Origin of the sequence: Actinokineospora sp. PR83 (assembly GCF_021056305.1) — a bacterium.
Taxonomy (GTDB): domain Bacteria; phylum Actinomycetota; class Actinomycetes; order Mycobacteriales; family Pseudonocardiaceae; genus Actinokineospora; species Actinokineospora spheciospongiae.
In genome coordinates this window covers 39,175-57,735 of record NZ_JAJCXD010000027.1, presented here as the reverse complement: position 1 = coordinate 57,735, position 18,561 = coordinate 39,175, and the positions used below count along the sequence as shown (strand labels likewise).

Sequence of the window (18,561 nt, the reverse complement as noted above, 5' to 3'; positions counted from 1 at the left end):
AGTGCGGTGCCCCGCACCGAGACCCAGCCCCACACCGAGACACCCGCCCAGCGGGCGGAGCGGTTCGAGCGCGACGCCATGCCGCTGCTCGACCAGCTCTACTCCGCCGCCCTGCGGATGACGCGCAACCCGGCCGACGCCGAGGACCTGGTGCAGGAGACCTACCTCAAGGCCTACGCGGCCTTCGAGTCGTTCTCCGCGGGCACCAACCTCAAGGCGTGGCTGTACCGCATCCTCACCAACACCTACATCAACGGCTACCGCAAGCGGCAGCGGCAACCGCTGCAGTCGCCGACCGACGAGATCACCGACTGGCAGCTCGCCAAGGCCGAGAACCACACCTCAAGCGGGCTGCGCTCCGCCGAGGTCGAGGCGATGGACCTGCTGCCGGACGACGACGTCAAGCAGGCGCTGCAGCAGTTGCCCGAGGAGTTCCGGCTGGCGGTCTACCTCGCCGACGTCGAGGGCTTCGCCTACAAGGAGATCGCCGACATCATGGGCACGCCCATCGGCACCGTCATGTCCCGCCTGCACCGAGGCCGCCGCCAGCTTCGCGACCTGCTCGCCGGGGTGGCCAGGGAACGCGGGTTCGTGCGCTCCGGGGAGGTGGCGGGGTCGTGAACTGCGGCGGAGAGCACGAGACGAACTGCTCCGAGGTGCTGGCCGACGTCTGGGTCTTCCTCGACCGCGAGTGCGGCAGCGACAAGCGCGACCTGCTGGCCAAGCACCTCGAGGAGTGCAGGCCCTGCCTGGAGCAGTACGGCGTCGAGGAGCACCTCAAGGTCCTGCTGGCCCGCAAGTGCGGCGGCGACCAGGCTCCGGACGAGTTCCGCGCCCGGCTGCGCGCCTCGATCCGGCAGTCGGTGATCGACCACGGCGGGTCGGTCACGGTCACCAGGACCACCACGGTCGAGACGACGACCACGGTCGAGACCACCACCGAGGACTGAACCCCCGGACGTGCGAAGGCCCCCGGCGCGGTTGCGCCGGGGGCCTTCGCACGTCTGAGGCGACCGCTCAGGCGTTGGGGCGCTTACCGTGGTTCGCGCCACCCTTCTTGCGGTCGCGACGCTTGCGGGCGCGCTTCGACATGGGTGCCTCCTTGACTCGGGATTGACGCGGGACGCCTGCGACAGCAGTTCCCACGCCGCTGGCCACGATTTTGCCATGCCGCTCATCCCCGCCCCGGCTGGGCCGGTCGTGCGACGATGCGCGCGACCACACCCGCCCCGCGGCGGGCCCGTCGCCGGGGTGATGACGGTCGTCGCACCCGGGGGACAGCGCGCGGTGGCGGGTGGCACCGTGGTCGTCCTGGAGCCAGTCCCCTCGAAACCCCCGCGGAGTCGCGTGTCCACGCTCTCTGACCTGCTCGCCGAGCACACCGGCCTCTCCGGTGGCGCCGTCGACCACCTGCAACTGGTCGTCGCCGAGTGGCAACTGCTGTCCGACCTGTCCTTCGCCGACTTCCTGCTCTGGGTCAAGGTGACCGAGGAGTCCGACGGTGCCGCCGCGGCCGACCCCGAGGCCGGGGACCGCTACATCTGCGTGGCCCAGGCGCGGCCCACCACCGCCCCGACCGCCCACCCGGAGGACGTGGTGGGCAGCCACACCGACGCCAGGGAGAACCCGCAGCTGCGCCGCGCCGCCGCCGAGCGCCGAATCTGCCGCGAGGAGGACCCGCGCTGGTACCTGGGGGTGCCGGTGCGCCGCGAGGCGGTGCCGGTCAGCTTCGGCGGCGAGGTCGTGGGCATCCTGTCCCGGGAGACCAACCTCGCCGTGCCCCGGGTGCCCAGCGGCCTGGAGATCGCCTACCTGGGCATCGCGGGCGACCTGTGCCACATGGTCGGCGACGGCACCTTCCCCACCGCCGAACCCTCCCCGGACGTGCACACCAGCCCCCGCGTCGGCGACGGCCTGATCCGGCTCGACACCAGCGGCGCGGTCGTGTTCGCCAGCCCCAACGCGCTGTCGGCCTACCACCGGATGGGCCACGCCGCCGACCTGGTCGGGGTGCGGCTGGCCCCGCTGACCCGGTCGCTGATCGCCGACCCGTTCGACGCCACCGAGGTCGCCCAGCGGATCCTGATGGCCCTCGACGGGCAGCCCAGCATGCGCACCGAGGCGGAGTCGCGGCGCGGGGCGGCGGTGCTGTTCCGGGCGCTGCCGCTGCGCCCCGGCGGCAAGCCCGCGGGCGCGCTGATCCTCTGCCGCGACGTCACCGAGGTGCGCAGGCGCGACCGGGCGCTGATGTCCAAGGACGCCACGATCCGCGAGATCCACCACCGGGTGAAGAACAACCTCCAGACCGTCGCCGCGCTGCTGCGGCTGCAGTCGCGGCGGACGAACTCGCCGGAGGCCAAGGAGGCGCTGGCCGAGTCGGTCCGCCGGGTCGCCGCGATCGCCATGGTGCACGAGACCCTGTCCACCTCGGTGGACGAGCGGGTGGACCTCGACGAGCTGATCGACAAGGTCATCCCGGTCATCGGGGACGTGGCCGCGGCCGAGAGCCAGGTGAAGGTCCGCAAGAGCGGCCAGTTCGGCGTGGTCGCGGCCGAGACCGCCACCCCGCTGGTCATGATCCTGACCGAGCTGATCCAGAACGCCGTCGAGCACGCCTACCCGGCCGGGCACTCCGGCGAGGTGGTCGTGACCGCCACCCGCTCGGCCCGCTGGCTGGACGTGGTGGTCGCCGACGACGGCAGGGGCCTGCCGCGCGGCTTCTCCCTGGAGCGGGCGAACGGGCTCGGCCTGCAGATCGTGCGCACGCTGATGGAATCGGAGCTGCGCGGCACGCTGTCGCTGAGCCGCCGGGACCGCGCGGGCACCGAGGCGGTGCTGCGCGTTCCCCTTTCCCACCGCCGCGGTTAGGGATCGCATTAGGGGATCGGGCCGGTTAGGGGCTTTCCCCGATTCGGGGAAAGAGTTGGTAAAAGGCAAGAAGGTCGATCACCGATTTCTCGGTGATCGACCTTCTACGCGTTTGTGTTGTGCGGAAGCTCAGGCGTTGCTGCGTGCCCGGGTACGAGCGTTGCGGCGCTTCAGCGCACGACGCTCGTCCTCACTCATTCCGCCCCAAACGCCAGCATCCTGGCCGCTCTCGAGTGCCCAGGACAGGCAGTTGGAGGCGACGGGGCAGCGGTGGCAAACGGCCTTCGCCTCGGAGACCTGCAGAACCGCTGGACCACTCGTCCCCACGGGGAAGAACAGTTCGGGGTCCTCGTCACGGCAGGCCGCGCGGTGGCGCCAGTCCATTTCTACTTGCTCCTCGCTCAAGGCGCGCAATGGCGTGCCTCTAGTCGTCATCCGGTCGTCGGGGTGCTTGTGAATGGTTTCACGAACTCAGCGGATGTCAAGGGTTGTTCTGACCCCGGTGAGTGAACTCACCCGAAAGATCCACGTCAGCGCCCTGTGGCGACCGAGAGCAACGATTTGATCACGGCCGTAACACGGCTGTGGACCCCCGGTCGGGGCGTCTGACAACAGCGAGCATCTGGAGTTGTGGATCTGTGTACGCCCAAAGACCTACCCGGGCCCCCAGAACCTCAAACAACGACTGTCAGCGCGTCCGGAACAGCGGTGAAAACCACTCGCTTCCGCTCCCCGAGCAGGTCTCCGTCGCACTGCAACCGCACCGGCTCCGCCGAGGTGACCACGACGCCGGGGATGTCGTCGCGGCGCACCAGGCGCTTGCCGTGCTGCTTGTCGGCAGTGCTCAGCGCCCGCCGGAACGCCCCCAGCACCGTCGGCACGCTCAGCGACCGCAGCGCGAACAGCCCCAGCCCGCCCTCGAAGGTGCAGCCGGGGTTGAGCCGGATCGGGCGGCTGTTGAGGTAGGTCCACGGGTCGGTGTTCGACACGAACGCCAACCGCAACCCCTCGATCGGCGCCTCACCGGGGATCTCCAGGGTGAGCGCGGGCCGACCCCGGCCGGGGCGCACGTACCTGGCCAGCGCCGAGCGCGCGTAGAGCGAGGTGGTGGCCTTCTTGCCGCGCTTGCGGGCGACCCGCTCGACCACGTCGGCGTCCCAGCCCATGCCCGCGTTGAAGGTGAACCACCGGTGCGCGCCGCCGTCACCGTCGGCCTCCACCCGGCCCAGCCCGACCCGCCGCGTCCGCTCCCGCGCCAGCGCGCGGAGCAGCACGTGCGTCGCCTCCACCGGGTTGCGCGGCAGCCCCAGGGCGCGCGCGAACACGTTGGCGGAACCGCCGGGCACCACGCCCAGCATGGGGGTGTCCGACCGGGGACCGGCGGCCAGCAGGCCGTTGACGACCTCGTTGACCGTCCCGTCACCGCCGTGCGCGACCACCAGGTGCGCGCCGTCGACGGCGGCCTGCGCGGCGGCGGCCTGCGCGTGGCCCCGGTAGTCGGTCTCCACCACGTCGAGCTTCACCGCGCTGGCCAGCGCGCTCGCCAGCACGTCCCGGCCCGCCGGGGTGGTGGCGGTGGCCTTCGGGTTCACCACGAGAACTGCTCGCATTACCGCAGGGTAAGCCGGCATCCGCACCGTCGCGGACGTCGCCCGCCACCACGGGGTGAATCCGCCACCGAACCGGGGTCAGCCACCCGGGTCGACCGTGACGCTCAGCAGGCACCACTTCGCTCATCCGTGACCGAGTCCGACGCTCCTTCCGCTGCGGCGCCTCCCGATCCGACGAGTGCACCCAGACGACCGTCTGCTCATCGCTCCGCGAGGTGTGACACCCCTGATCTTGCCCGCCCCGCTCGCCCGGCACGACCGGCCGTCCGAGTGGCATACGATCGGCGGTGCACACGCACCGTCACGTGCGCCCCCCGACCGACCCGCCCCCGACCCCTTCGAGGCCCCTGTGCGACTGACCTCCACGGCCCCCCGCACCGTGCTCGGCGCGGGCGCGCTGATCGGCCTGCAAGCCCTCGTCGCCCTGGGCTTCACGGCGTTCATGGTGTTCCAGGCCTTCGGCGGGGACACCTCGTTCGACACCGGGACCGTGCTCGGCGAGGCGGCCTACTTCGCCGTCCTCACCGCGGGCATCGCCGCCTGCTCGGCGGGGCTGCTGCTGGGGAAGACCTGGTCGCGCAGCCCGTCGATCGTGCTCCAGGTGCTCCTGGCCGGTGCCGCCTGGTACGCCCTGGGCCCGTCCGGGCGCCCCGACATCGGCATCCCGGTCGGCCTCGGCTGCCTGATCACCCTGGTCCTGCTGTTCCACCCCGCCACCACGGCCTGGGCCGAGGGCCTCGAAGACGAGTAGTGCCCCGAACGGGTGCGGCGCGGCCACAATGGCCGCGCCGCGATCACGTCGGGAAAATCTCCGACCACCGGGCGGTCAGCCCCGCGCCCCCGCGCCCAGGGCGGCCAAGGCGGCGTCAGTCAGCCGGTGCACGGTCCACCCGTTCATCGGCACCGCCCCGATCGACCGGTAGAACCCGAGGGCGGGCTCGTTCCAGTCCAGCACCCACCACTCCAGCCGCTGGTACCCGCGGGCCACGCACTCCTCGGCCAACGCGGTCAGCAGCGCCTTGCCCAGCCCGCCACCGCGCTCGGTCGGCCGCACGTAGAGGTCCTCGAGGTAGATCCCGTGCGTCCCGCGCCACGTGGAGAAGTTCAGGAACCACAGCGCGCACCCGACCACCTCCCCACCCACCTCGGCGACGTGTCCGAACAAGGCGGGCGCGTCGCCGAACAGGGCGGCCCGCAACTGCTCGGCGGTCAGGTGGCACTCGTGGGGCGCCCGCTCGTACTCGGCCAACTCGTGCACCAACCCCACCACGGCGTCCACATCGGACTCGGACACCCGGCGGACCCTGCTGTCGGTCATGGATTCCTCACTGGCGAAGGGATGTTCATGCGCTTGATCTGCGGAACGCCGCGCTCGTCACCGAGCACCACGATCCCCGCCGCGTCAAGTCCGAAGTGGACGCCGAAGGTCGACGGCTGCCCGATCCAGGCGGCCACCAGCACCCGGCTGAAGTGCCCGTGCCCCACCAGCACCACGTCGCGGTCCAATCGCCGGACCCGGTCCAGCAGCCGCGCCGCGCGCTCGGTCACCTGCTCGGCGCTCTCCCCGTTCGGGCAGGGGTGCGTCCACACCGTCCACCCGGGCACCGCCTCCCGGATCTCGGGCGTGGTCAGCCCCTCGTAGTCGCCGTAGTCCCACTCCGCCAGCTCTTCGGTGGTCTCGTCCACGGCCAACCCGGCCAACGCGGCCGTCCGAACCGCCCGCTGCCGGGGGCTGGTGATGACCACGGCCCCCCGCTCGCCGCGCAGCCCCGCCAACACCTCCCCGGCCCGCCGCGCCCGCGCCTCCCCCTCCCCGGTCAGCGGGATGTCGGTGCGCCCGGTGTGCTTACCGGTCTCGGACCACTCGGTCTGCCCGTGCCGGAGCAGATAGACGGTGTTGCTCATGCGCTGATCCTAAGCCCCTTGTCCGTTGTGCTACCGATGAGTAACTTGGTTTTCCGTGACCGCCACCACGACCTATCGCGCCTGGCAGGCCCTCGCGGGCAAACCCCTCGGCCCCCGCCTCTTCTCCGCCGCGGCCGTGCTCCGCGTCCCCTACTTCGGCACCATCCTCCCCACGGTGGTCGACATGCGCCCCGGCCGCGCCGAGGTCCGCGCGCCCAAGTGGTGGGGCGTGCACAACCACATCGGCACCTTCCACGCCATCGCCGTGTGCAACATGGCCGAGATCGCCATGGGCATGCTCGCCGAGGCCACCGTCCCCACCACCCACCGCTGGATCCCCAAGGGCATGGTGGTCGCCTACACGGCCAAGGCCACCACCAGCCTCACCGCCGTGGCCACCGCCGAGGTCCCGCAGTTCGGCCCGGACCCGTTCGACCTCCCCGTCCCGGTCTCCATCCGCGACCGCGCGGACCAGGAGGTCGCCACGGCCACCATCACCATCCGCATCTCCCCGGCCAAGTGACCCCGCCGTACCGGTCTCACCGAACGCGCGTCAGTTGAGGACGACCACCTCGAGGAGTCTGCGAACCAACTGGTTGCGCTGCCGGGGAACTCCCCGGCTGTGTGTGGTCGACATCCCGCAGCACCGATGACGAAGGTCCACGAGAATGCGCCCCCCGGTGTATTCGGATTTCCAGGAATCGGGCTTGATGAACTGCGTGGTCGTCTTCGGGGTCGATAGCGCGTGCGTCCAGCCTCCCCGGAGTTCGTCCTCATAGGAACGGCTTGGGCCGTGTGTGGGCCGTCTGAGGAACTGGACAACGGCAAACGGCGCTGACCGGCGGAACGAAAATCCGCTGGTCAGCGCCGCTTTGGACGCGTCTAGCTCACGCCTTCTTGGTCTCCCAGAAGACCTTGTCGATCTCGCCGATCAGGTCGAGGAGGGCCTGGCCGGTGGCCGGGTCCATCGAACCCTTGGTCCCGGTGGCGCCCGCGGCCTTGGTGGCGCGGTTGAACAGGTCGTGGAGGTCCGGGTACTTCTCGAAGTGCGGGGGCTTGAAGTAGTCGGTCCACAGGACCCACAGGTGGTGCTTGACCAGTTCGCTGCGCTGCTCCGCGATCAGGATGGCGCGGGTGCGGAACTCGGGGTCCTCGTTGTCCTGGTACTTCTGCTGGATGGCCTTGACGGACTCGGCCTCGATGCGGGCCTGCGCCGGGTCGTACACGCCGCACGGGAGGTCGCAGTGTGCGGTTGCCTCCAGGCGAGGGGTGAGAAAGCGCGACACCAGTCGCATGGTTCCTCCATGGCAAAACGGGGATGCTCCGACGAAATCGACCCTACTCCGGGGGGCGCGGGGTGGCAGGTGGAGGTGGTCGGAGATGATCGCCACGCGGGGGACGGGAGCGGCCGGGGGGAGGGGCGGCATGGACGTGGTGATGGGGTGGTACCCGCTGCGCCGGGTGCGGGTCCGCGGGCCCTCGATGGCCCCGACGCTGGGGGACGGGGACACCGTGGTGGCGGTGCGCAAGAACCCCCGGCCGGGTGACGTGGTGCTGGTGACCTGGGACGACCGGCCCGGGCAGTTGTCGGTGAAGCGGGCGGTGCGGCCCGACGGCGGCGGGTGGCACGTCGAGGGGGACAACCCGCGCGGGTCCACCGACTCCCGGGGGTTGGGGCCCGCCCGGGTGCACGCCGTGGTCCTCTGGCGGCTGGCGCCCGCGCCCCGGCGGCTCGGGCGGTCGCGGCCCTGACGGTGGACCGCGCCGGGCACGGGCGGCCCTGGCAGGGGGCCTGTGAACCGCGCCGGGCTCGGGCGAGCGGCCTGGACGGGGCTCGACGGGCGCAAACCACACCGGACCTGGCGCAGGCCACACCGGACCTGTGGGCCGCGCCGGGGCTCGGGCAGCGGCTTGGGCGGGGCTCGGCTGGCACGGGCTGTACCGGAACCGTGTGCCATGCCGGAGCTGGGGCGGTCGGCCTGGACGGGCTCGGCAGGCGCGGGCTGTACCGGAACCGTGTGCCACGCCGGGGCTCGGGCAGCGGACCGGGTGATCTCGGCGGGCACGGGCCACACCGGACCAGCGGGCACACGAGGCTCGGGCGGGTCCGCGGACCGCGCGAGGAGTCAGGCGGTGGCGGTCCTGAGCTTCTCGTAGTGGGCCACGCAGTCGGCGTACTGGGGGAGCAGGCCGGTGGCCAGGGCCTCGGCCAGCGACGGCGCCGCCTCGTCCTTTTCGGACAGGACCGCGGGCAGCCCCGGTTCCCACGGCAGCGCCAGGTTCGCGTCGAGGGGGTTGATGCCGTGTTCGGCGCCGGGGTTGTAGCCGGTGGAGCACAGGTAGGAGATCACCGTGTCGTCCTCGAGGGCGACGAAGCCGTGGCCGACGCCCTCGGGGACGTAGACCGCGCGGAAGTCGACCGGGTCGAGCCGGACCGCGTCCCACTGGCCGAAGGTGGGCGAGCCGACCCGCAGGTCCACCACGAAGTCGAGCAGCGCGCCCTGCGGGCAGTACACGTACTTGGCCTGGCCGGGCGGCACGTCGGCGAAGTGCAGGCCGCGGATGGCGCCCTTGCGGGACTGGCTGTGGTTGCTCTGCGCCACCGTCAGCGGGTGCCCGACCGCCTTGGTGAACGCCTCGCCCTGGAACGGGGACACGAACACGCCGCGGGCGTCCGGGAACGTCCGGGGGGTGAACTCGAAGGCGTCGGGAACGTTCAGCTCGCGTACCTGCATGGGGTGATTCTAGAGAGCCGTTCCGGCCCGCGGCGCGCAAGAGGGGCTTGACGGCGGGCAGAGACGTGCCTCACGCGCCTGTTGCGCCATTCGGCTGTCACACGGAGAAAACACCAGGTACACCTGTGCGCGATCAACAAAACCGGACGGACGTCTTGCGAAACCGGGTCTGACCTGCGGACAAAGGTCGCCTCGATGTGACCCCCACCGCAGACACCGCCGGAAGGGAGCTGCCAGACTGGCCGGACCGCAGCGTCCGCGGCCGTCGCCCCCGCACCCCCGGGGCGGTGACCGAACCCCCGCCGGGCAACGGTCGCGGCCCACCGCGACGGACCGTACGAACCGTCGCGGCCACGCCGTCGCCGTCCCGACGACCGCTCCGTGCTTCCGCGCGCGTCGAGCGCAGTGCGATCCAGGAGGGACGCCATGACCGCTTTGAACGAGATTGAGGCAAGTGTGAGCGACGACGTGACGGCGGTGCCGATCACCGACGAGGAGATCTTCACCGCGCACGAGGGCGGCAAGCTCGGCATCGAGGTGACCAAGCCGCTGGCCGACCCGCGCGCCCTCGCCATCGCCTACACCCCGGGGGTGGCCAAGGTCAGCCTGGCGATCGCCCAGGACAAGGCGCTGGCCAAGCGCTACACCTGGACCTCGCGGCTGGTGGCGGTCGTGTCCGACGGCACCGCGGTGCTCGGCCTCGGCGACATCGGCGCGGCGGCCTCGCTGCCGGTCATGGAGGGCAAGGCGGCGCTGTTCAAGACCTTCGGCGGCCTGGACTCGATCCCGCTGGTGCTCGACACCACGAACGTCGACGAGATCATCGAGACCCTGGTGCGGCTGCGGCCCTCCTTCGGCGCGGTCAACCTGGAGGACATCTCCGCCCCGCGCTGCTTCGAGCTGGAGGACCGGCTGATCGAGGCGCTGGACTGCCCGGTCATGCACGACGACCAGCACGGCACCGCGATCGTGCTGCTGGCGGCCCTGCGCGGCGCCAACAAGGTGCTGTCGAAGGACATCCGCGACCAGCGCGTGGTCATCGCGGGCGCGGGCGCCGCGGGCGTGGCCTGCGCGAAGATCCTCATCGCCGCCGGGGTCGGCGACGTGACCCTGCTGGACTCCCGGGGCATCGTCTTCCCCGGCCGCGACGGGCTCAACCCGATCAAGGAGCGGATGGCCGAGGTCACCAACAACGCCAACCTGCGCGGCGGCGCGGCCGAGGCCATGCGCGGCGCGGACGTGTTCGTCGGCCTGTCCGCGGGCACCGTGCCCGAGGAGGTCGTGGCCTCGATGGCGCCGGACTCCATCGTCTTCGCCCTGTCGAACCCGGACCCGGAGATCCACCCCGAGGTGGCGCGGCGGCACGCGGCGATCGTCGCCACCGGCCGCAGCGACTTCCCGAACCAGATCAACAACGTGCTGGCCTTCCCCGGCATCTTCCGCGGCGCACTGGACGCGGGCGCCCGGCGGATCACCGAGCGGATGAAGCTGGCCGCGGCCGACGCGATCGTCGCCGTCGCCGAGGACGACCTGGGACCGGACCGGATCGTCCCCAGCGCCCTGGACCCGCGGGTGGCCCCCGAGGTGGCCGCGGCGGTCGCTCGGGCGGCGAAGGAGGACGGGGTAGCCTGACCCACAGCGGGATGCTCGGCAGCGGTGCCCCACCCGCTCACACGAGGGGTGGAGGTTGCGCCGTGGCCGAGCATGTCGTGCGGGCCGACCCCCACGCCCGCACCCCTGCCACCCCCGACACCCCCGGCGCCGGACCCGTACCGGGTCCGGCGCGCGGTCGATCTCCCGCCCCCGGACTGGTAGAACCGGGCGTGGCCAACTTCGACGACGACCCGGCCGCCGAGCGCGCCGTGCTGCTGGAGGCCCAGCGGATCGCGCGCATGGGGAGCTGGACCGTCGAGGCCGCCACGGGCCGCACCTACCTCTCCGCCGGGCTGCGCGGCCTCTGCGGGCTCCCGGCCGACGGCACCGTCGAGGACCTGGTCGCCCTGGTGCACCAGGAGGACCTGGCGGTGCTCGGCGAGTTCCGCGACCGGCTGTGGGCGCAGCGCAGCCCGGAGACCCTCGACCTCGACGTCCGCGACCTGACCGGGGAGCGGTCCTACCTGGTGCGCGCCCGCGCCGAGTTCGACGCCTCCGGCGCGCTGGTGACCGTGCACGGCACCGTGCAGGACGTCACCAAGATCCGCGCCCTGGAGCGCCAGCTCAGCCAGGACGGGCGGCTGTTCCGCGAAACCCAGCGGGTGGCCAGGATGGGCACCTGGGAGTGGGACACCGCGACCGGCGACTGCGTGTGGTCCTCCATGCTCTACGACTTGGCGGGCATCGCCCCCGGCACCGCGATCACCTACTCGGACTACCTCAAGATCGTGCACCCGGACGACCGCGGCTGGGTCGACCAGCGCTGGCAGGAGCTGGCGAGCGCGCGCAGGCCGGTGGAGTGCGAGCACCGGGTGGTCCGCCCCGACGGCAAGCGGCGGGTGTTCCGGGTGCGCGGCGAGGCCGCCGACCCCGACCGCGGCGTCATGATCGGCACCTGCCAGGACGTCACCGAGCAGCGCTCCACCGAGACCAGGATGCAGCGCTCCAGCAAGCGGTTCACCGACCTGGTGGCCATCACCCCGGTCGGCATCGCGCTGTTCGACGACGCCGAGCGGCTGGTCGACGCCAACGACGCGCTGTGCTCGCTGCTGGGCATGGACCTGGAGCGGCTGCGCGGCACCACCGCCGAGCAGCTCACCCACCCCGACGACCGCGAGTCCCGGCGCGGCCGCGACACCCCGGCCTTCCACAGCGGGCAGCGGGTGCTCAGCACCGCCGCGGGCAAACCGGTCTACTGCGAGCTGAACGCCACCGTGTCGGTCACCGACGACGGCAGGCGCTTCTGGCTGGTGGTCTTCGCCGACGTCACCGACCGCCGCCGCACCGCCGAGCGCCTGCGCTACCAGGCCACCCACGACGAGCTGACCGGCCTGCCCGGCCGGGCCGCGGTCAAGGAACTGCTCGCCACCCTGCTCGGCGGTCGCGACTACCAGCGCATCGCCCTGCTGTTCTGCGACGTCGACAACTTCAAGCGGGTCAACGACTCCCTGGGCCACGACGTCGGCGACGAGCTGATCACCGCCCTGGCCCGCCGCCTGGAGCGCGGGCTGCCGCCGAGCTGCACGGTGGCCAGGATGTCCGGCGACGAGTACGTCGTCATCTGCTCCGACGTGGACGAGGCGGGCGGCGTGGAGGTGCTGGCCAACCAGGTGGCGAGCCTGCTGCGCACGGCGGTGCCGGTCCGCGGTCAGCTACTGCGGGTGTCGGCGTCGATCGGCGCTGCGGTGCCCACCGGCCCGGAGACCAGTGGCGCCGACCTGCTGCGCTACGCCGACGCGGCCATGTTCGCCGCGAAGGCCCGGGGCACCGGCCGCGTCTCGATGGCCTCGGACGCGCTGATCGCCTCGGCCAACAGCCAGATGCTGCTGGAGGGCCAGCTGCGCGAGGCCATCGCCAACGACCAGTTGATCCTGCACTACCAGCCGGTCGTCGGCCCGGACGGCACGGTCCTGTCCGCCGAGGCCCTGGTCCGCTGGCCGCACCCGGAGCGCGGCCTGCTCATGCCCGGCGAGTTCCTCCCGGTCGCCGAGCAGGGCGACCTCCAAGGCGAACTGGATCGCTGGGTGCTGCGCACCGCGTTCACCGAGGCGGCCGAGTGGCCCCAGCTCTGCGGCGGCGTGCTGACCGGTGGCGTGGGCATCGCGGTCAACCTGGCGGGCCTGGTCCCCGGCGACCCGGACTTCGTCGACATCGTCACCTCCTCCGTGGCCGCCACCGGCATCAGCTGGGACCGGGTCATCCTGGAACTGGTGGAGACCAGCCTCATCGACCTGCCCTCCCGCAGCCGCGAGGCCATGGCCGAACTGGTGGAGCGCGGCGTCCGCTTCGCCGTCGACGACTTCGGCACCGGCTACTCGTCCCTGGCCCGGCTCAAGGAACTCCCGGCGCAGATCATCAAGATCGACCGCCGGTTCGTCTCCGGGGTCGCCACCGACGCCTCCGACTTCGCCGTCGCCCGCGCCCTGGTCGACATGGCCAGGGCCATGGGCCGCAGTTGCGTCGCCGAGGGCGTGGAGAACGCCACCCAGTTCCACGTCCTGCGCGGTGTGGGCGTGGACGCCTACCAGGGCTGGCTGATGTCGAGACCCATCCCGGCCAGGGAATTCCGCGAACTCCTCAAGCTCGGCCCGGTCCACATCCCCAGCGGGGCCTAACCCGCCGCCGCCAGCACGGCCCGCAGCCGGTCCAGCGGCAGGTCGATCAGCCGGGCGTCCAGGTCCGCCTCGTCCGGGGCGAGGGCGGCGACCCGCTCCCTGGCCTCCCGCTTGGTCAGCCCCGGCGCGGCCCGGATCAGCGCCTCCCGCCACACGTTGCCCAGCTTGCCGTGCACCCGCTCCAGCAGCGCCCTCCCGACGCCGGGGGCGTCCACCGGGTCGGCGGTGACGACAGCGTGCTTCCCGTCGGGGGTGCTGCGGTGGAAGGTCAGCCGGAACTTGGCCGCCACCAGGTCCTTCACCGCGTTCTGCCCCCGGGCGTCGACGATGTCCGGGTGGTTGTTCGGCACCAGCGCGCCCACCCGCACCGACGGGGCGGCGACCAGCGTGCGCGCCAGCCACGGCCCCGGGTCGGCGGCGAGGTCGTAGGCGAGCGAACCCCCGGAGCGGACCGGTTCGGCCCACCCGGGGCCGAGCAGCGCGGGCTGCCCCACCGCGTCGGCCCGGGTCAGGCGGAGCAGGGCGGCGACGGCGTCCGGGTCGGTGCCGCCGGACTCCAGGGACTGGGGCCCGTGCGTGTAGATGCCGATGCCCGACTCGGCCAGGCGCGGGGAGCGCGCGGTCGGTTGCAGCACGTACAGGTCACTCGCGCTGCCCACGGCCTGCGCGCCCCGGTAGCGGTTGAAGCCCGGCAGCACCGCCTCGAACACCAACCCCAACCGCAGGACCTCCTGCTGCGTCTTGAGCCCCAGGGTCGGGTTGCGGGAGCTGTAGCCGTAGGCCACGACCACCCGGCCGTCCGGGTCGCGCAGGCCCTCGACGCCGCGCGCGAGGAACAGGCGCATCCCCTCCGGGGTGTACGGGGGGTCGGTGAAGACCAGGTCCGCCGAGCCGACGGCCAGCGGGGGCAGGCCGAAGCGGAAGTCGGCGTGCAGGCAGCGCACGTCCAGGCCCCGGTCGCGGGCCACGCCGTCCACGTAGGACAGCAGCCGGTCGTCCAGGTCGACCACCGTCGCCCGCAGGCCCGGGCGCAGCGTGCAGGCGGCGAGCGCGGTCAGGTCGTGGTCGCCGACGCAGAGCAGGTGCGCGCCGTCGAGCCAGTAGGTGTCGTCGAGCCAGCGGGCCCGGCGCAGCACCGTGTCCGCGTCGGCCTGCACGTGGTCGAGGGCGCGCAGCGGGGCGGGCACCCCCGCCAGGTACTCCTCGACCGCCGCCGCCACCGCGCCAGGGTCGGCCGGGGGGAGGGTCGCCAGGTCGCGGAACCGCCCGGCCGCCGACCCCACCGCCCGCCACGCCGCGCCGTCGCGCTCGACGAGGTCGCCGCAGGCGGCCAGCAGCTCCTCCACCGTGCGCCGGGGCTGCGCGGAGGCGCGCACCAGCTCCTCCAGCGGGGTCCAGCCCCCGGCGAGGGTGCCGAGGAGGGCGCGCAGCGGGCGGGTGTGCGCACCGCGGGTGTCCAGGAAGGTCGTCAGCGAGTCGGCCACAACCGCGAGAGCCTACGGAAGGTGGCGCACCCGGTTGACCCGGATGGGAGATTCCCGGCACAGACCCGCCGGTCACATCCTGGAACACCCTGCCCACCCGGCGCCGCCGGACTAGGGTTTTCGAATCCACGGCCGGCAAGGAGCCGTGTCGAACGAGGGGCCCGAGTGATCGAGTTCCAGTCCGTGACCAAGCGCTACCCCGACGGCACGGTGGCGGTGGACGCGCTGGACCTGACCATCGAGGACGGCGGGATCACCGTCCTCGTCGGTCCGTCCGGCTGCGGCAAGACCACCTCGCTGCGCATGATCAACCGAATGGTCGACCCGACGGAGGGCACCGTCCTCATCGACGGGCGCGACGTCCGCGCGCAGTCGCCGTCCGCGCTGCGCCGCGGCATCGGCTACGTGATCCAGAACGCGGGCCTGTTCCCGCACCGCACCGTGCTCGACAACGTGGCCACCGTCCCGGTGCTCACCGGCACCGGCAGGGCCGCCGCGCGCAAGCGGGCCGCGGAGCTGCTGGAGACCGTGGGCCTGCCCGCCGCCCTCGCCAAGCGCTACCCGGCGCAGCTCTCCGGCGGCCAGCAGCAGCGCGTCGGCGTGGCCCGCGCGCTCGCCGCCGACCCGCCGGTGCTGCTGATGGACGAACCGTTCAGCGCCGTCGACCCGATCGTCCGCGACGACCTGCAGGAAGAGCTGCTGCGCCTGCAATCCGAGCTGGGCAAGACCATCGTCTTCGTCACCCACGACATCGACGAGGCGATCAAGCTCGGCGACAAGGTGGCGGTGCTGCGCGTCGGCGGGCGGCTGGCCCAGTTCGACACCCCCTCGGCGCTGCTGGCCGGCCCGGTGGACGACTTCGTCGCCTCCTTCGTCGGCCGCGACCGCGGCTACCGCGCCCTGGGCTTCCTGTCCGGCCACGGCGTCCCGGTCGGTCCCGTGTCCAGCGTCCCGGTCGGCACGGCGGTCGACACCGCCCGCGGTCAGCTCACCGACGGCTGGGCGGTCGTCGTCGACGACGCCAAGCGCCCGCTGGGCTGGGTCTCCGCCGACCTGCTGTCGTCCTCGGGCGAGGCGGTGAGCGCGGAGAACCTGGTGTCCGGCGGCTCCCTCTACTCCGTCGACGCCGAGTCCGGCGGCACCTCTGGTTCGCTGCGCAACGCCCTCGACGCCGCGCTCAGCTCCCCGTCCGGCGTCGGCATCGCCGTCGACAGCGGCGGCGCCGTGGTCGGCGGGGTCACCGCCGACACCGTCATCGCCGCGCTGGCCGAGGCCCGGCGGTCGGGCGAGGTCCCCACGTGACCTGGCTCCTGAACAACCTCGACGGGCTGGGCCCGATCATCCTCACCCACCTGTGGCTGGCGCTCGTACCGGTCGTGGCGGGCACCCTGGTCTCCATGCCCCTGGGCTGGGCGGCGAGCCGGTGGCCGGTGGCCAAGGCGATCCTGGTCCCGCTGTCCAGCCTGCTCTACACGATCCCGTCGCTCGCCCTGTTCGTGATCATGCCGCTGGTCCTCGGCACGCAGAGCCTCGAACCGATCAACGTGCAGGTGGCGCTGACGCTCTACACCGTGGCCCTGCTCGTGCGGTCGATCACCGACGCGCTCTCCGCCGTCCCCGAGTCGGTCACCACCGCCGCCACCGCCATGGGCTACCGCCCGATCGGCCGGTTCTTCGCCGTCGAACTGCCGCTGGCCGTGCCGGTGCTGATCGCGGGCATCCGGGTCGCGGCGGTGTCCAACATGGGCCTGGTCGCCATCGGGCAGCTCATCGGCGTCACCAGCCTCGGCCTCCTCCTGCTCCAGGGCTCGCAGACCTCGCCGCCGAACTTCGACCAGATCATCGCCGGGATCGTGATCATCGTGCTGCTCGCGCTGGTCATCGACGGCCTGCTCGCCCTGCTGGGCAGGCGCCTCACCCCGTGGGCGCGGGTCGGCCCCAAGGCGGGGGCGGCCACGTGAGCATCTTCCAGCAGATCGTCGACTGGCTCACCGACCCCGCCCACTGGCGGACCACCTACGGCGCCGCGGGCATCCCGCAGCGCGTCCTGGAACACCTGGGCTACACCGCGCTGGCCGTGCTCGCCTCCGCGGTCGTCGCGATCCCGCTCGGCGCCTGGATCGGCCACACCGGCAAGGGCGGCACGCTCGTCGTCGGCATCGTCAACTCCTTCCGCGCACTGCCCGAACTGGGCCTGGTCATCCTGCTCGTGCTGTGGTTCGGCATCCTCAACGCCGTGCCCGCGCTGACCATCGCCCTGGTGGTGCTGGGCATCCCGGTGCTGCTCGCGGGCACCTACGCGGGCATCCGCAACGTCGACCGCGCGGTGGTCGACGCGGCCCGCGGCATGGGGATGCGCGAGTGGGAAATCCTGCTCAAGGTCGAGCTGCCCAACGCGCTGCCGCTGATGTTCGGCGCGCTGCGGGCGGCCACCCTGCAGATCATCGCCACGGTCAGCATCGCCGCCCAGGTCTCCCTCGGCGGCCTCGGCCGGTACGTGATCGACGGCTTCTCCAACCGCGAGTTCGACCAGATGGCCTCCGGCGCGATCCTGATCGCCGCCCTGGCCATCGCCGTGGAACTGGTGCTCACCGGCGTGCAGTGGCTGGTGGTGTCCCCGGGACTGCGCAAGTCCGGCGCGCGCAAGGCGCGCGCCACCGGCAGAATCCACCAGATGGCGGTCCAGTCCGCACCGGAAAGCACATGAGGAGCCCCCGATGAAGCGCGTTCTCACCGCGGCGGCGGCGGCCACCGCCGCGCTGCTCACCCTGACGGCCTGCGGCGGGTCCGGCGACCCGCTCGCGGGCGGCTCCAGCGGCACGGGGACCCCCGCGCCCACGGACACCATCGCGGTCGGCTCGGCCAACTTCCCCGAGAGCACCCTGATCGCCGAGATCTACGCGGGCGCCCTGGAGGCCAAGGGCGTCAAGGTCACCCGGACGCTGAACATCGGCAGCCGCGAGACCTACTACCCGGGCCTGCAGGACGGCTCGATCGACCTGATCCCCGAGTACACCGGCGTGCTGCTCACCCACGTCAAGAAGGACGCCACCGCCTCCAAGGCCGACGAGGTCTACAGCGCCCTGCAGGCCGCGCTGCCCGGCACCCTGACCGTCCTGGACAAGTCGGCGGCCGAGGACAAGGACGCGGTGGTCGTCACCAAGGCCTTCGCCACCGAGAAGAACCTCAAGACCATCGGCGACCTGGCCAAGACCGGCCCGGTCACCTTCGGCGGTCCGCCCGAGTTCCAGAAGCGCGCCGACGGCATCCCCGGGCTCGCGGACAAGTACAAGCTGGAGCTCAAGGAGTACAAGTCCCTCGACGTCGGCGGCCCGCTGACCGTGGACGCGCTGAAGTCCGGCGCGGTCCAGGCGGCCGACCTGTTCACCACCGACCCGGCGATCACCACCAACGACTTCGTCGCCCTGGAGGACCCGGAGGCCAACTTCGCCGCCCAGAACGTGGTCCCGCTGATCAACAAGAGCAAGGCCGGCGACCTGGTCAAGTCCACGCTCAACGCCGTCTCGGCGAAGCTGACCACCGAGATCCTCATCGAGCTCAACGGCAAGCTCGCCGCGCCGAGCAAGCCCAACGCGGCCGTCGTGGCCAAGGAGTGGCTCGCCACCGCGGGCATCTGACCCACCGCACCCCACCGAGGCCCGCCCCCGACCCGGGGGCGGGCCTCGGCCTT

Annotated in this window: 20 protein-coding genes; 12 read left to right on the top strand and 8 right to left on the bottom strand. The window is 72.3% G+C overall.

Annotated features, from left to right (window positions below; genetic code table 11):
- The first annotated feature begins 6 nt into the window (after positions 1 to 6).
- Positions 7 to 621 (top strand): sigma-70 family RNA polymerase sigma factor, encoded by a 615-nt coding sequence (locus tag L6E12_RS09985; RefSeq protein WP_035282134.1) that lies wholly within the window; start codon positions 7 to 9, stop codon positions 619 to 621.
- Positions 618 to 950: a mycothiol system anti-sigma-R factor gene (gene rsrA, locus L6E12_RS09980; protein WP_035282136.1), complete on the top strand. Its 333-nt coding sequence runs from the start codon at positions 618 to 620 to the stop codon at positions 948 to 950. Before L6E12_RS09985 ends, rsrA begins: the two co-directional genes overlap by 4 nt.
- Positions 951 to 1,017: 67 nt before the next feature.
- Here rsrA and L6E12_RS35675 read toward each other — a convergent pair whose 3' ends face one another.
- A complete protein-coding gene (locus L6E12_RS35675) occupies positions 1,018 to 1,092 on the bottom strand; it encodes a 50S ribosomal protein bL37 (protein WP_096498094.1) in 75 nt (24 codons plus the stop codon).
- 255 nt (positions 1,093 to 1,347) lie between these two features.
- Between L6E12_RS35675 and L6E12_RS09975 the strand changes: the two genes are divergently transcribed.
- Entirely contained in the window at positions 1,348 to 2,868 is a 1,521-nt protein-coding gene (locus tag L6E12_RS09975) for a PAS domain-containing sensor histidine kinase (protein WP_236227615.1), read from the top strand.
- 129 nt (positions 2,869 to 2,997) lie between these two features.
- On the opposite strand, the gene L6E12_RS09970 is transcribed toward L6E12_RS09975, so the two are convergent.
- Positions 2,998 to 3,252 carry a WhiB family transcriptional regulator gene (locus tag L6E12_RS09970; protein WP_035282140.1) on the bottom strand — a complete coding sequence of 85 codons (255 nt, stop codon included), beginning with the start codon at positions 3,250 to 3,252 and terminating at the stop codon, positions 2,998 to 3,000.
- A gap of 290 nt (positions 3,253 to 3,542) precedes the next feature.
- Positions 3,543 to 4,478 carry a diacylglycerol kinase family protein gene (locus L6E12_RS09965; RefSeq protein WP_236227614.1) on the bottom strand — a complete coding sequence of 312 codons (936 nt, stop codon included), beginning with the start codon at positions 4,476 to 4,478 and terminating at the stop codon, positions 3,543 to 3,545.
- A 349-nt stretch (positions 4,479 to 4,827) separates the two neighbouring features.
- Between L6E12_RS09965 and L6E12_RS09960 the strand changes: the two genes are divergently transcribed.
- Positions 4,828 to 5,229 (top strand): hypothetical protein, encoded by a 402-nt coding sequence (locus tag L6E12_RS09960; RefSeq protein WP_236227613.1) that lies wholly within the window; start codon positions 4,828 to 4,830, stop codon positions 5,227 to 5,229.
- 75 nt (positions 5,230 to 5,304) lie between these two features.
- On the opposite strand, the gene L6E12_RS09955 is transcribed toward L6E12_RS09960, so the two are convergent.
- Positions 5,305 to 5,796, bottom strand: coding sequence for a GNAT family N-acetyltransferase (locus tag L6E12_RS09955; protein WP_236227612.1), 492 nt, complete (start codon positions 5,794 to 5,796; stop codon positions 5,305 to 5,307).
- Complete coding sequence (locus L6E12_RS09950; protein ID WP_236227611.1) at positions 5,793 to 6,383, bottom strand: acid phosphatase; 591 nt, start codon at positions 6,381 to 6,383, stop codon at positions 5,793 to 5,795. The genes L6E12_RS09955 and L6E12_RS09950 overlap by 4 nt, the downstream gene beginning before the upstream one ends.
- A gap of 55 nt (positions 6,384 to 6,438) precedes the next feature.
- Here L6E12_RS09950 and L6E12_RS09945 point away from each other — a divergent pair, with 55 nt between their 5' ends.
- The gene (locus L6E12_RS09945) at positions 6,439 to 6,906 is read left to right on the top strand and encodes a hotdog fold domain-containing protein (protein WP_236227610.1); all 468 of its coding nucleotides are present in this window, start codon (positions 6,439 to 6,441) and stop codon (positions 6,904 to 6,906) included.
- Positions 6,907 to 7,270: 364 nt separating this feature from the next.
- Here L6E12_RS09945 and sodN read toward each other — a convergent pair whose 3' ends face one another.
- Entirely contained in the window at positions 7,271 to 7,672 is a 402-nt protein-coding gene (gene sodN, locus L6E12_RS09940) for a superoxide dismutase, Ni (protein ID WP_200873371.1), read from the bottom strand.
- 91 nt (positions 7,673 to 7,763) lie between these two features.
- Between sodN and L6E12_RS09935 the strand changes: the two genes are divergently transcribed.
- Positions 7,764 to 8,135, top strand: coding sequence for a S24/S26 family peptidase (locus L6E12_RS09935; RefSeq protein WP_236227609.1), 372 nt, complete (start codon positions 7,764 to 7,766; stop codon positions 8,133 to 8,135).
- Between the two features lie 374 nt (positions 8,136 to 8,509).
- On the opposite strand, the gene L6E12_RS09930 is transcribed toward L6E12_RS09935, so the two are convergent.
- Positions 8,510 to 9,118, bottom strand: coding sequence for a dTDP-4-dehydrorhamnose 3,5-epimerase family protein (locus tag L6E12_RS09930; protein ID WP_236227608.1), 609 nt, complete (start codon positions 9,116 to 9,118; stop codon positions 8,510 to 8,512).
- Between the two features lie 426 nt (positions 9,119 to 9,544).
- Here L6E12_RS09930 and L6E12_RS09925 point away from each other — a divergent pair, with 426 nt between their 5' ends.
- The gene (locus L6E12_RS09925) at positions 9,545 to 10,750 is read left to right on the top strand and encodes an NADP-dependent malic enzyme (protein WP_236227607.1); all 1,206 of its coding nucleotides are present in this window, start codon (positions 9,545 to 9,547) and stop codon (positions 10,748 to 10,750) included.
- A gap of 191 nt (positions 10,751 to 10,941) precedes the next feature.
- Positions 10,942 to 13,386, top strand: coding sequence for an EAL domain-containing protein (locus tag L6E12_RS09920; protein WP_308074544.1), 2,445 nt, complete (start codon positions 10,942 to 10,944; stop codon positions 13,384 to 13,386).
- On the opposite strand, the gene L6E12_RS09915 is transcribed toward L6E12_RS09920, so the two are convergent.
- The gene (locus L6E12_RS09915; RefSeq protein ID WP_236227606.1) at positions 13,383 to 14,870 is read right to left on the bottom strand and encodes a bis-aminopropyl spermidine synthase family protein; all 1,488 of its coding nucleotides are present in this window, start codon (positions 14,868 to 14,870) and stop codon (positions 13,383 to 13,385) included. The two genes, L6E12_RS09920 and L6E12_RS09915, sit on opposite strands and share 4 nt — an antisense overlap.
- Before the next feature lie 165 nt (positions 14,871 to 15,035).
- On the opposite strand from L6E12_RS09915, the gene L6E12_RS09910 reads away from it, so the two are divergent.
- The 4 genes from L6E12_RS09910 to L6E12_RS09895 are packed head-to-tail and all read left to right on the top strand — an operon-like array spanning position 15,036 to position 18,508.
- Positions 15,036 to 16,172 (top strand): ABC transporter ATP-binding protein, encoded by a 1,137-nt coding sequence (locus L6E12_RS09910; protein WP_236227605.1) that lies wholly within the window; start codon positions 15,036 to 15,038, stop codon positions 16,170 to 16,172.
- Positions 16,169 to 16,831, top strand: coding sequence for an ABC transporter permease (locus L6E12_RS09905; protein WP_236227604.1), 663 nt, complete (start codon positions 16,169 to 16,171; stop codon positions 16,829 to 16,831). Before L6E12_RS09910 ends, L6E12_RS09905 begins: the two co-directional genes overlap by 4 nt.
- Positions 16,828 to 17,577, top strand: a complete 750-nt coding sequence (locus L6E12_RS09900; RefSeq protein ID WP_308074541.1) for an ABC transporter permease — start codon at positions 16,828 to 16,830, stop codon at positions 17,575 to 17,577. The genes L6E12_RS09905 and L6E12_RS09900 overlap by 4 nt, the downstream gene beginning before the upstream one ends.
- Before the next feature lie 10 nt (positions 17,578 to 17,587).
- Entirely contained in the window at positions 17,588 to 18,508 is a 921-nt protein-coding gene (locus L6E12_RS09895; RefSeq protein ID WP_236227603.1) for an ABC transporter substrate-binding protein, read from the top strand.
- Positions 18,509 to 18,561: the final 53 nt, after the last annotated feature.